The sequence below is a fragment of the Marinifilum fragile JCM 15579 genome, from assembly GCF_001310955.1.
Lineage (GTDB): Bacteria > Bacteroidota > Bacteroidia > Bacteroidales > Marinifilaceae > Marinifilum > Marinifilum fragile.
The window spans coordinates 125428-138537 of record NZ_BAZX01000004.1 but is presented as its reverse complement, the minus strand read 5'-3'; the positions used below and the strand labels follow the sequence as shown (position 1 = coordinate 138537).

Sequence of the window (13110 nt, the reverse complement as noted above, 5' to 3'; positions counted from 1 at the left end):
TGATATTGAGCCACGATTTTTCGTGGCTTTTTTTGTGGGTAAATCTTCTACTCCCCCCTACAATAGTTGACTCGTTTTACTACAGGAGGGTAAATTTGGCTAAAGGCACCTCCTTTTCGCTACAGGACTACCTATTGGGGCTACAGGCGATACATTTCGGCTACAGGAATATGACTTTTGTCTACAGAGGTATAGAAATTGACTACAGGCGTGCCAAAACTGTTGGAGGCCTTATAACTGCTGGCTTGTTTTTAGTCTGGAAGATAAAGTTTGCCTACTGATTTACTATATATCTATACAGACAGCATTAATGCTGTCTCTACCTCTAATACTTACATACCCTCTTAAGCCCCTACAATAGTTGACCTCTTTTGCGATAAGTGAGTAATTTAAACGTTAGGTATGCCAAAATGGCCATAGGACAGTTCATTTACCCGATAGGCCCTTCATTTTAGCGATAGGCGAACGTTTTTGGCGATAGGAATATCAAAATTCGCGATAGGACATGCTGTTATAGGGTCACTAAAAATCTTAATCATTTTCAAATCCAAATAAAAAAGGACACGTCATGACGTGTCCCTACAGATTATTTTATTATTAATTCTTCATTGTTAATTACCGATTGCATCAAGGGCTTCACCAATCCACCCCCTCAACTTCTCAATATTCTCAATCCCTACCGATAATCGAATGGTTCCCGGTAGTGGATATTTGGCTCCCCAAACAGGTTCTACCGGCAAAAGAATGGTATCTACTTCGCCAAGGGTTGGCACCAAAGGAATATGATTTTCTAAAGCGGCTATAAAGCGATTGCATTTCTCGCGTTTGTCTTCATCCGATTCTCCTTTGATGTCGAAGGTGACCATGCCACCAAAGCCTTTGTCGCCAAACAGGGCAACAGCTTCTTTTCGGGTTGGGTGAGATTCCAACTGGGTACAATACCTCTTCAATTTTAGGATGATTTTGCAGGAATTCTGCCAATGCAAGTGCATTATCGCAATGCTGCTTGAAACGCAAGTTGAAACTCTTTAGCTGAGTTCCCAAACGGTAGGCATCATCAGGACTTAGAAAGTGTCCTGCCCATTTGCGATACTCAATGGCTTCCTTCATCAGCTCCTCATCTTTACCACAAATTACACCGGCAGTAATGTTACCATGTCCGCTCATGTATTTGGTTGCAGAATGGATCACCAAATCGGCACCGTCAACCAATGGTTTCCACAGATATGGAGTTCCGAAAGTATTGTCTACAATAATTTTGCAATCGTATTGCTTTGCCAGTTCCATGATTCGCTTTACATCAGCCACAATCAACATTGGGTTGGAAACCGCTTCGAAATACAGGAATTCTGGTTGAATCTCCTTTAACATGCGCTCCAATTCCTCGAAATCATACAGTCCATCATTGGCATAAAAACGGTGCACATCCAGATTGCGACGCTTGATCAAAACCGTATCGATAAATGAATTGGTACCTCCATAAATTTCATGGAAGAACAGCCAAGGTCGGGTATCTTTTCCCTTTTGGAAAACTGATACTGCCACATCAATGGCAGCCATTCCAGTTTCTACCAACAAAGCCCACTTGCAGCCTTCCAGCTCCATGATTTGCTGCTCAATCGCAACAGTGGTTGGGTTTCTATAGCGTGAATAAATATAATTCTCCGGCTCGTGCGGATGATCCAATTCTTCAGCGAATGCTTCCTGGGTGGTTTTCGAATCTTTTAGGTTGAAACCCGCTTCACGGTAAAGCGGTGTGTGTGATGCGTTGATGTTTTTTTTCATGGTCAATATATTGCTTTCGTAGAGACGTAGCAATGCTACGTCTTTACAGTTCTTTCTAATTTATATATTTCGTAATTCTTTCTCTGGTGTTATCACATCCGATTCATAATAGAATTCTGCCCTATCGATGATTTCTCCAATAAATACAATTGCCAACGAAACCGGAAGAATCAATTCCAATTTCAAATCGAGCAAAATATAAGGTATCAATAAACAAATAATTCTAAGCAAAGATAGTATTGGGAAGTAGGCTATGTCTTGATTTTTTAATGCACGCTTGCGCCAAACGTAAATAATGCCCTTTAGCAAAATGATGATCTCGATGAGAATGGATATCTCTGCCATACAGGCAAAGAGCAAAATGCCTGTTAGCAATACCATGCCTGAATGTAAGACAAGATGGTCCTTTCTTTGCAGTAGTTTGTAGACCATATCTACCGATATCAATGCAAAAATTCCAAAGGCCAAAGCTACATAGCCAAACATTTCATAGCTGGTAAGCAGTTGTAATCCGGTAAGTCCTAAAAATCCTGAAAAGGAGAAGATCTCTCTACTCAACCAGGAACCTTTTAAGTTGAGAATGAATCGCCACATGCGCATTTTCTTTCCAATATGAAGCGATGTTAATCCAATGGCCAAAACAGAAACTATGGCAAAAGGGATCAATTGCATATCTATGGCACCCATCAAATGAGCTGCCTGCCAAGCTACCAATCCTGCAACGGCAATGGTAAACAGCACCAAGGTCCATTCCTTGTCCAATGCCACCTTATCTTTTGACTTTGGTAGCCATTCTTCTATCTTTTTCTCATCAATTTCTATCTGATCGGTATTCTCCACCTTTGGTGCCGTATTTTCTTCTCTTAGCGGAATCAATTGAATGGATGGTTTGATGCCCATATCCACAAAACCGGGTATTACTCGATCTTCTTCCTTCAAATCCAAAAGCCCAAAATCCAGCGCTCCTACCGGACAAGATTCCACGCAAGCAGGACGTTTTCCATCCGAGATTCTATCCACACAGAAATTACATTTCTCAACAATCTTGGTAGTTGGATTGAATTTTGGTGCATCATACGGACAAGCCCAGGTGCAATAGGTACAACCAATGCATGCCTCGGCATGATGAATGATGGCTCCCGTTTTTTCATCGCGAGTGTAGGCCAATGCAGGACAGTTCTTCATGCAAGGAGCATCCTCGCAATGGTTACAGGCCAATGAAAAATGGAAAACAGGCAATCCTGGATGTTTGATTTTATTTCCAGTATTTACCTCTCTCCAGTTTATACGAAAATCGGTTCCGTTTTCTATGCTGCAACCTGCCACGCATGCATTACAGCCTACGCATCGATTGGTGTTGAATATGAATGAGTTTTTTTTCACGATCCTTTAAAATTATAATTTAAAGTCAATCCTATTTTTATCATTATCCTCAAGCCGGATTAGCAACTCCCGCTTGAACTAACTATTGCTTTAATTCTATTCTTAATTGATAATTACTCATTATTAATTTTCTTCAGATTAATCCATGTATTGTGAAAAGCGGTACCGTGTCCCATATCAGTTTCGCATCCTTTGGTAAACAGGTTTGGTGCAGCGCCCAAATGAGATTGATGACCATTGGTCAGTACTACATTTCCTCTGCGTAATCCCAAATCATACTGCAGTTTTACTTCTGCTCTTCCCTGATGGTTATAAATTTCAATTTTTTCACCATTTTTCATCTCCTTATCTTCAGCATCCAATGGATGAACAAAAAGATAGGCTTCGGGTTCAAATTGCTTGATCACATTTAAATTGCCAAACTGTGAATGAATTCGATTCTTTGAGTTTGGCGATATCAACTGAAACTCAAATTCACTTTGTTCTGGCAAAGGAACGTAATCGGGTAGTTCATCCACTCCCCAAAGTTTCTTTGCGACTCACTATACAGCTCAATTTTGCCGGAAACAGTTGGAAACTGGTAATCTGAGAATGGTATTTCCTCGAAAGAGTTTGCCAATTGCGGACCTTTCTTCAGTTGTTCCAGACTTAATTCAGGAAAATCTTTCAGGAATCCATTCAAATATTCTTCGATTGCCTCATCGTTTGGCTCTGGTATATTTTCCTTGATTTCTTCATCTGTGAATCCCAATTGCTTTGCCAGCAGATAATAAATTTCCGTTTCAGGTTTTACCTCGCCCACCGGTTCCATTACTTTCTGTCTCAATTGCACATAAGGATTCCAATAAGAGCCAATGATATCGGATTGTTCGAACATATTTTTTGCTGGTAGAATAATATCAGCTTCCAAAGTAGTGTCGGTCATGAACTGATCCACAACCACTCTAAAGTCTGCCTTTCGAAATGCCTTTCGAATCTTATTGGTATCCGGATTTTGCGACAAAGGATTTCCCCTTTCAACCCAAATGAACTTCACTTCCGGATCTTTGATATTCAATAAATCCTCACCCAATTTGGCTACTGATATCTTCCTTCTGAAACTTGGATGTTCGCATCCCGGGAAGTATGATTCTGGTTCTTTCAAATCATCGAACACATAGCTCTGAAGATTTGCATAATGAAAACAAGCACCCGTTTTCCCAATATTTCCTGTAATCACCGACAATGCTAATATACAGCGAGTGGTTTGACCACCGTTTTCATATCGCTGCATACCGTAACCAGGAATCAATGTCATGGCATCTGTTGTTCCAATTTCTTTTGCCAATTCCTGAATGGCTTCCACCGGAATACGACAAATTTCTGACACTTTCTCCAATGTATATTTATCAGCTCGCTCTTTGAATTGCTCAAAGCCAAGTACGTATTTCTCTATAAATTCATGATTGATCCAATCATTCTGAATCAATTCTCTTGCAATCCCTAAAGCCAAGGCTGCATCGGTTCCCGATTTAATTTGGAAGAGTGAATTCGCACGCTCGCTGGAAGGAGTTCTGCGGGGATCAACCACAATCAATTTCGCACCTTTTTCCTGTGCCTTTTCAACAGGAATCATCTCTTGAATATTGGTTTCGGCAGGATTCTTTCCCCACAATAAAATAAGTCTGGCATTCTCTAAATCCCAGGGTGCATTGTGTTTGTTGGCACCTAAGGTCAGTCGAGTGGCCTCCAATCCTGCAGGCCAACAAAGATTTCCATAGGTAGTTGTTGCGCCTCCAAACAGTTTCCAGAAGTTTGCTCCTACTCCATTCAACAAACCAGACATGCCACTAGCTGCAAAATAAAGGATTGAATGTGATCCAAAGCTCTGCTTACAGTTTTTCAACTGTTCAACAATGGTATTCAATGCCTCATCCCATGAAATACGTTCGTATTTTCCTTCAGCTATTCGCTTTTGCGGATACAAAATTCTCTCCTTCGAATTGGCGCGTTCCACATAAGCCAAACCTTTAATACATGGTCCTTCTGGTGTAGCAAGATTTTCAGGATGTGGGTCAATTCCAATCACTTTATCGTTCTCTACACGAACTTTAATACTACAGGTGCTGTAGCAATTTCTCGGACAAGCTGTTGAATAGGTTTTCATTGGTTCGTAATCTCAAAATTCATGGAAAATTAATCAAAAAAAAGAAAAGGGAACAATTGCACTATAAAGTCTTGTGCTTGTTCCCTCTTTTATAAGTTTTCTTATTTACAATTCAATCCTCTTTAGGATATTTAAAGTGCAATTTTTTACATGGATATAAATAGATTAAAAGACAATCGATTTTGTTTCACATCAATATTTTTGTGATATAACAAATTACCTATCTTGTAATATCTAACTCCTAATCTGGCGTAGACTTTTTTTATTTTCTTTTCCACCCCAAAACCAATCCAATAACCTGTCTGATTATCCTTTATTTTCATGTCTCTTAACTCGAAAGAATCCGATTCGTCATTATAAAATCGGTTAACTATAGTATAATAGTCGGCATTAAAATTCTTCTCTGCCAATATACCACCAAGTATGTGCCATTTTAGTTTTTTGCTGTAAAAATCATATTTCACAGCAAAAGGAATACTTAATTTGGTTGCTTCTATTGTATGTGTATTATCAAATTTATAGCCTGGAATTTCATCATGAAATTCTTTTTTCACATCCAATTTGCTTAATTGAAGTTCTAGTTGTAAGCTAAATTTTTCCGACAATCTAGGCGTATAAATATTGAATGCAACTCCAATAAAAGGATTCAACTGATTAATATCCTGATTATAATAATAGTAATAAGATGATTTGTTATCTATATATAATTTTTCAAAATTAAATCCCGCAATTGGACCAAACTGGGTTTTCACCCATGGAATATCAGCCTTACTTTCGTGATAATTCATCCCTCCTGAAATATTATAATCCCTAATTAATTCTGTCAAGTATTTTTCTGAAAACTCAAATCTTTGAAGAGATACTTTTCCTTCCATCCTATCCTTAACCAAAAAGAACAGAATCCCTTTCCATCTTTTGTTTTCTGTTTTAACCTCTCCAAAATCATCTTTCTTTTTTATATATTTCTCTAACAGATGTATTTCACCATTATTTTTTTGCACATAAAAGCTTGATGCCTTTTTATAAAGATTGATTTCTCCTTCAATCAACAACTCTACAAAAGAATCATCAACAACACCATTAACAAAAGTTCTGTTTCCATCAATGGCATATCGAATGATTTCATCAGAACTGAACTTCTGTTTTCTCTCATCCTTCCTGAATATACAATACCGATAATTTTTTGATTTTAGAGTGTATGCCACCTGTCCATGTAAAGTATCTCCTTTTGTTGTTATGACATATCCTTTTCTGAAGTCGTTTTGTGAAAATGCAGAGAAAGTTAGTAAACTCACTAATGACAGCAGTACTATTAAATGTTTTTTCATAATTAAATAGGGGTTAGTAATGAATTAGTCACTTAAAATAGAAAATTAAGACTATACCTCCTATTGTTATGTACTTAAATTACATCTAAATTACTTTGATTCAAAGCGTAATAATTAACCAAGTCTCACTCTTTGTTTTATAAGTTAAATAAAAAACCTGACAGATCAATATTCTATCAGGTTTTCATATTTTCTTATAGATTTTATTTTACAGCTTAGCAAGCCTCAACCTTCATTTCAGCCTCTATGATCTTAGCCAAACGTTGAACTCCAGCAATTGCTTTTTCGTTGTTAACATATGAGAAGTTCAAACGCATAGTATTGGTTCCGCCTCCATCGCAATAGAATACATTACCAGTTACGAAAGCCACTTTCTTTTCAATTGCTTTGTGGAACAATTCCAAGGCATCCATATGCTCAGGTAAGGTAATGAAAAGGAACATTCCTCCTTCAGGATGGGTCCATTTCACTCCTTCAGGCATACATTTTTCCAACTCTGCCAACATTACATCTCTGCGCTGGTGGTACAAATCGATGGTCTTTTTCAGGTTCGCTTCGAAATGCTCCGACTTCATATAACGAACCGCCAATTTCTGAACGAAAGTTGGTGTACACAAGTCTGACGACTGCTTGGCAACTACAATTTTGTCGTTCACATCTTTTGGACCTAAAACCCAACCAATACGCAAACCAGGTGCGAAAGTCTTAGAGAAGGTTCCCAATGTGATTACATGATCATCATTGTCCAAATCATACATCATGCGCTGTGGTTCTCCTTCGAATCTCACCTCTCTATAAGGACAATCCTCAACAATCAACACATCGTATTTATGTGCCAATGCAATAATCTCCAAACGACGAGATTCAGGCATGGTAATTCCTGTTGGGTTTTGGAAATCAGGAATGATATAGATGAATTTTGGCTTAATACCTTGCTCTGCCAATTCAATCAACTTGGCTTCCAATAGCTCAGCACTCATTCCATACTCATCCATTGGTACTCCTTCCATTTTAGCTCCATAAGCCTGGAAAGCACTAATTCCACCAAGATAAGAAGGCAAACCGCAGATCACAACGTCTCCTTGGTTCACAAAAACTTTTCCAACCAAATCCAGACCTTGCTGCGATCCGGTAGTTACAATCATGTTGTCTAATTCGCACTGCACTCCTTCATTCTGATATCTCTTCAAAAGAAGTTCTCTCAATTCAGTAACCCCTTCCGTTGCATCATATTGCAATACCTCTGCGCCTTCTTCCTTCAACATGGTTGAGATGATCTCATCCAAATTGTCAACAGGGAAAGATTCTGGTGCTGGCAGTCCTCCAGCAAAAGAAATTACTTCAGGGTTTTGGGTCAATTTTAGGATCTCACGAATAGCAGATCTTTTGATGTTGTTGCTAATGCTGGAAAATGTTCCTTTTAAATCGCTGATCATTGTGTTTGGTTTTTGTTTTATTGAGACGCAATGCCTTACGTCTATAATGTTTGTTGTTTAATTTATTTTGGATTGTTACACCCCTTCACCTATCGGCACTTCCACTTAAAGGGGAGATAGCTACAGCCGAAGGGGTACAATTATTCATTATTAATTGATACTTATTAATTGATTTACAGCCAATTTTTGCGCATGCGTTCCCACTTCTTGTCGCGGTTTTCGATTACGCATTGGATATCGGCATCGCTCATGTGCTTGAAACGTCCCTGCTTTTTTAGGTATTCTTCAACCGATTTGAATTCCTTAGGATTTCTGTTCAATTTGTATTCACCATCCTCATATTCTGCAAGGAAAATCAAACCACAATCCACTGCATCTTTTGCAATTTCTACCGATGTTTCGGTTGGAGTTCCCCAGCCTGTTGGACATGATGCATACACGTGGATAAAGCTTGCACCTTTAACGTGCTTAGCCTTGTTTACCTTGTTAATAAAATCCTGAGGATAACCAATACTTGCAGTAGCAGCGTAAGCAATATCATGAGCAGCAATAATCTCAAACAAGTTCTTCTTGTGAGTTACCGTTCCCGGGATATTTTGACCTGCTGGAGTCGTAGTCGTTTTGGTTCCGTAAGGAGTCAAACCACTCTTCTGAATTCCGGTATTCATGTAAGCCTCGTTGTCGTAGCAGATGTATAATACATCATCGTTGCGATCAATCATTCCTGATAGTGCCTGGAATCCGATATCGGCAGTCCCACCGTCACCGGCGAATACTACAGTTTTGAAATCTTTTTGTCCCAATGCTTTGGCTCCTGCAGCAATACCTGCAGCCATACTTGCTGAACCTGGAAAAGTTGTAATAATTGCATTTGAATTGAATGCCATTTGTGGATAAATGAATCCTACTGCCGACATACAACCAGCTGGAAGAGCAGAATAGGTACGCTCGCCCAATACTTTTAATGCCAAACGTACAGCAATACTACCGCCACATCCGGCACAAGCTTTATGACCATAGAAAAACTCCTTCTCGGTCATGTTTTTCGCATTCACTTTTGGGATATCTAATACTTTAGTCATTGCCTTCTACATTTAAGCTGAAAAATTCTACTGTCTCTTCACTCTTGTTCTCCAATCCTGCATACAACTTGTTATACATATCTTCGATTTCTGCTTTTGTAATATCGCGACCACCTAAACCGCCAACAAAGTTGCTTTTGTACACATATTTGTCAATCTGAGAAATGGCTGAGTTCACATTGGTGTAAACGGTTCCTTCGTATCCGAAAGAGATGTCTTTATCGATAACACCCATTGCTTTTACTCTTCTGGCCAAATCCTTCACTTCCTGAACTGGGAAAGGACGCATGTAGCGGATTTTCAACAATCCAACTTTTTTGCCTTCTGCACGAAGCTTGTCAACAACCACACGAACGGTACCGCAAACACTTCCCAAGGCTACCAATACAACTTCAGCATCTTCGCACATGTATTCCTCTACCATGCCATGATATTTTCTGCCAAACATTGCCGCAAAATCCTCATCGGTTTTGTGAATCACGTCAATGGCATTGAACATGGCCTCATTTTGCTGATACTTGAACTCAGTATTGTCATCCGGACGAGAACTAAAACCTAGGTTCTTAGGATTCTCAAAAGACATCTTGTTTGGAGTCTCGAATGGAGGCAAGAATTCATCTACCATTTCCTGCTCTGGAATCTCAACCAACTCGTAGGTATGAGTCAGGATGAAACCATCCAAGTTCACCATCATTGGTGTCAATACATCTTTGTGCTCCGCAATTTTGTATGCCTGGATGATCATATCCAATGCTTCCTGTGCGTCTTCCACATATACCTGAATCCAACCTGAATCCAAAAGGGAAAGTGAATCGCGCTGGTCTCCATAGATACTCCATGGCAAAGCAACTGAACGGTTGGCATTCATCATTACAACTGGCCAACGACCACCACTACAGTAATGAAGTCCTTCGGCCATATATAACAATCCCTGAGAAGAAGATGCTGTAAAAGTTCTGGCTCCAACTGCACTGGCACCCATGGTTGCTGAGATTGCAGAGTGCTCAGACTCTACATGCATATATTCCGCAACCATTTCGCCTGCCTCAACCATTTCAGACAAACGCTCAACCGTAATGGTCTGCGGAGTGATTGGGTATGCAGCTACCACATGTGGACGTGAAAGTTTCACGCCTTGTGCTACTGCCTCATCACCTGATATGAATATTTTATTTGATTTCATTGATCTTTCTTTTGCGATTATCGGACAAGCCTTGTCATGTCCCTACTCTTTAACCATTTCAATTGCATCCTTCGGACACTCGTGGGCACAAACCCCACAGCCTTTGCAATAATCCATGTCGATTTTGATTTTGCCATTGTCTTTCATGATGGTTCCATCAGGACAAAGCAAGTAGCAACGCAAGCAGTAAATACATTCATCATGATTTACTACAGGCTTAAAGGTTCTCCAACCTGCATTCTTTTCAGGAAGAAATCCGGCATCGTATTGTGGGCCCGTTGGGTAATCATCAATATGAGTTGGAGTTTTATATTCTGTATGTTTTGGACGATTCATTTTAATCAATTGTCAATTATTAACTCTTAATTGTTAATTAGCTCGTATGCTCTCTCTACAATCTTCTCATTCAGCTGAGCCAACTTTGGCTTCATCTCGGTATGAATACTAGCAATTGCAGCTTCCTTACTTACCAAACCCGATGCCGCAGCCAAAGCACCATACATTGCCGTATTGGTAATTGGTCTGCCCAATACCTCCATAGCCAAGCTAGTCGCATCAATTCCTCGCAAGTCCAATCCTTTCAATTGTTCGCGATATTGCTCTACATTTCTGGTGTTGATCAATACACATGCATTTGGTTTGATTCCTTTTTCGAATCCAGGAACAATTAGCGTTTCGTCCATTACTACAACAAAGTCGCTCTCCTGAACTTCGCTTCGATCATGAATTTTTGTGTCATCAATTTTAGTGAATGCCAATACAGGCGCTCCTCTACGCTCAGGTCCGAATGATGGGAAAGCCAAAGCATGCTTTCCACCGTGAACACTGGCAGCAATTCCTAACAAACGAGAAGCGGTAAACCCTCCTTGACCTCCTCGTCCGTGCCATCTGATTTCTTTCATTATCTATTTAGTGTTTGTCTTTTTCAATTCAATTATTGCTTCTCTACCTGTCTCAATTACTTCTAAATGGAGAGAAACCCAAAACCAGCTCCTAAAGACTAATTTTTGTCTTTACCAATTATTCATTACTCATTATTAATTGCTCATTGAGAGTAAGCGTAATTTTGTCTTGTAAAAATACCCATCAACCAAATGATTTACTAGCATATAGAATAATTATAGAAAACTATTCTATGCAGCATACAGTTGTAAAGAATTTATATCTTTACAAAAGCCAAAATCAGACATATGAATAGAAAATTTTTCTCCTATGGAAAATCTGGACAGAACCGATCGTAAAATTTTAGAACTTCTTCAACAAGATTGTAGAATCACAATTAAGGAGTTAGCAGAAAAGCTGCACCTAAGCAACACTCCGGTTTATGAACGTGTAAAGAAGCTGGAAAGAAGTGGAATTATCAAAAACTATGTTGCTGTTCTAGATCCTGAAAAGATCGATAGAAATATGGTAGTGTTCATTTCGGTGTCGATTACACGACATACACGCGATGTGGTCGATCAGCTTACAAAGGATGTGTTGGCACTTCCCGAGGTAATGGAATTTTATATTACTTCCGGTAATTTTGATGCCATGCTAAAAATCATGGTGAAGGACATGAATGCCTTTCAGTATTTTATACAAGAAAAATTATCGAAGTTCGAATACATTACTCGATTTAACAGCACTTTCGTGATTTCTTCTTCGGATAAGATTGGTTATGATTTGTGATTTATTGCCGTAGAGACACTTCATGACGTATCCACAATGACGATATATCTATAAATAAAAAGGACACGCCGTGACGTGTCCCTACATTACAATTTTTTCTTTTTCAAATCTCCGTCATAATTAATCAATCCAGCATCTTTGCTATTGTCATTCAACCAGGGTTTTATTCCATCCGATTTTTCAATCTTGTCTCTTTCCTGATCCAACTCATCTTCGGAATAGGAATACATCATTTCAGCCGAAAGTACATTTTTTATCGCCTGAATTTTCTTTAGTTTGGCAATCTCCTCACTAATTCCTTCTCCTTCAATTGTGACAATTATCTTTCCCTCATCATGCAAGTGATAATCACACAAATCACTGTCTTTAAGTTGCCCTACCAAATGTTCGGTATTCTCTGGAAGTACACGAATTACTACACTGGATATATTCATATTTTCTTAATTTATTAGAACATGTAAAGACGCAAGCCTTGCATCTCAATAGAATAAATTTATGAATTTTAATTGTTTACTCCTTCAGAAACTTTATCCTTTAAATTGGATTCCTCAATACCAAATTTTTCTCTAAACTCAGCAGTAAACAAGTTTTCGATATTAATGCTAACATCGGCCTGAGGAACATGACATTGTGAACAGTTAAAGTACGCCATATTCAAATCCTTCACCTCCTTTACATACACTTTGTTATCTTCCTTAGGGTTTGAATAAACGCCAGCTTTTACCTCCAGTTGTGGACGCCAGCTTTGAAAGTGGGTTTTGGAGATTTCACGAGCCCCCGATTCTTTCACCTTGTCGGGCATATGGCAACTCAAACAAATATTGTTGTCCCTTTTAATTGGGAAGAATCCAGCAGTTGTATGTGGAATCATTGGAGGTGCATTTTCGAAAGAGCGGTTGATGGTTATGCCTGTTTCAGGTTTATCCTCATTAAAATTGGCCTTCATTTTAAAATTGGTTTCATCCGAATACAAATCTGCATCAATAAAACCCAATTGATCTTCATCAATTTCTTTCTCTTTAGGCTGATTACAAGCAACTAAAAAGAACAAAGCAATTAGGGATAGATATTTCATGTTTTTAGATTTTATTTAATC

Annotated in this window: 14 protein-coding genes; 1 reads left to right on the top strand and 13 read right to left on the bottom strand. The window is 38.9% G+C overall.

Translation table 11 applies throughout. The features are described 5' to 3' along the window. Positions 1-611: 611 nt before the first annotated feature. From JCM15579_RS05245 to JCM15579_RS05195, 11 genes are all read right to left on the bottom strand, one after another. Positions 612-866, bottom strand: a complete 255-nt coding sequence (locus tag JCM15579_RS05245; protein WP_054716761.1) for a hypothetical protein — start codon at positions 864-866, stop codon at positions 612-614. After that, complete coding sequence (locus JCM15579_RS05240; protein WP_054716756.1) at positions 832-1785, bottom strand: trans-sulfuration enzyme family protein; 954 nt, start codon at positions 1783-1785, stop codon at positions 832-834. The genes JCM15579_RS05245 and JCM15579_RS05240 overlap by 35 nt, the downstream gene beginning before the upstream one ends. Positions 1786-1845: 60 nt before the next feature. Next, positions 1846-3168 (bottom strand): 4Fe-4S dicluster domain-containing protein, encoded by a 1323-nt coding sequence (locus JCM15579_RS05235; RefSeq protein WP_157471343.1) that lies wholly within the window; start codon positions 3166-3168, stop codon positions 1846-1848. Between the two features lie 113 nt (positions 3169-3281). After that, complete coding sequence (locus JCM15579_RS05230; RefSeq protein WP_083464550.1) at positions 3282-3686, bottom strand: molybdopterin dinucleotide binding domain-containing protein; 405 nt, start codon at positions 3684-3686, stop codon at positions 3282-3284. Continuing rightward, positions 3626-5314: a molybdopterin-dependent oxidoreductase gene (locus JCM15579_RS05225; RefSeq protein WP_054716748.1), complete on the bottom strand. Its 1689-nt coding sequence runs from the start codon at positions 5312-5314 to the stop codon at positions 3626-3628. The genes JCM15579_RS05230 and JCM15579_RS05225 overlap by 61 nt, the downstream gene beginning before the upstream one ends. Before the next feature lie 146 nt (positions 5315-5460). Beyond that, a complete protein-coding gene (locus JCM15579_RS05220) occupies positions 5461-6642 on the bottom strand; it encodes a porin family protein (protein ID WP_054716743.1) in 1182 nt (393 codons plus the stop codon). A gap of 215 nt (positions 6643-6857) precedes the next feature. Beyond that, positions 6858-8078, bottom strand: a complete 1221-nt coding sequence (locus JCM15579_RS05215) for an aminotransferase-like domain-containing protein (protein WP_054716741.1) — start codon at positions 8076-8078, stop codon at positions 6858-6860. 173 nt (positions 8079-8251) lie between these two features. Further along, positions 8252-9160 (bottom strand): thiamine pyrophosphate-dependent enzyme, encoded by a 909-nt coding sequence (locus JCM15579_RS05210; protein ID WP_054716736.1) that lies wholly within the window; start codon positions 9158-9160, stop codon positions 8252-8254. Further along, entirely contained in the window at positions 9153-10343 is a 1191-nt protein-coding gene (locus tag JCM15579_RS05205) for a transketolase C-terminal domain-containing protein (RefSeq protein ID WP_054716733.1), read from the bottom strand. The genes JCM15579_RS05210 and JCM15579_RS05205 overlap by 8 nt, the downstream gene beginning before the upstream one ends. Before the next feature lie 42 nt (positions 10344-10385). Further along, positions 10386-10679, bottom strand: coding sequence for a 4Fe-4S binding protein (locus JCM15579_RS05200; RefSeq protein ID WP_054716730.1), 294 nt, complete (start codon positions 10677-10679; stop codon positions 10386-10388). Positions 10680-10705: 26 nt separating this feature from the next. After that, positions 10706-11245, bottom strand: coding sequence for a 2-oxoacid:acceptor oxidoreductase family protein (locus tag JCM15579_RS05195; RefSeq protein ID WP_054716727.1), 540 nt, complete (start codon positions 11243-11245; stop codon positions 10706-10708). 310 nt (positions 11246-11555) lie between these two features. Here JCM15579_RS05195 and JCM15579_RS05190 point away from each other — a divergent pair, with 310 nt between their 5' ends. After that, positions 11556-12014 (top strand): Lrp/AsnC family transcriptional regulator, encoded by a 459-nt coding sequence (locus JCM15579_RS05190; RefSeq protein ID WP_054716724.1) that lies wholly within the window; start codon positions 11556-11558, stop codon positions 12012-12014. An 86-nt stretch (positions 12015-12100) separates the two neighbouring features. On the opposite strand, the gene JCM15579_RS05185 is transcribed toward JCM15579_RS05190, so the two are convergent. Then, complete coding sequence (locus tag JCM15579_RS05185; protein ID WP_054716722.1) at positions 12101-12448, bottom strand: chaperone NapD; 348 nt, start codon at positions 12446-12448, stop codon at positions 12101-12103. A gap of 68 nt (positions 12449-12516) precedes the next feature. Continuing rightward, complete coding sequence (locus JCM15579_RS05180) at positions 12517-13089, bottom strand: nitrate reductase cytochrome c-type subunit (RefSeq protein WP_054716719.1); 573 nt, start codon at positions 13087-13089, stop codon at positions 12517-12519. Between the last annotated feature and the right edge of the window lie 21 nt (positions 13090-13110).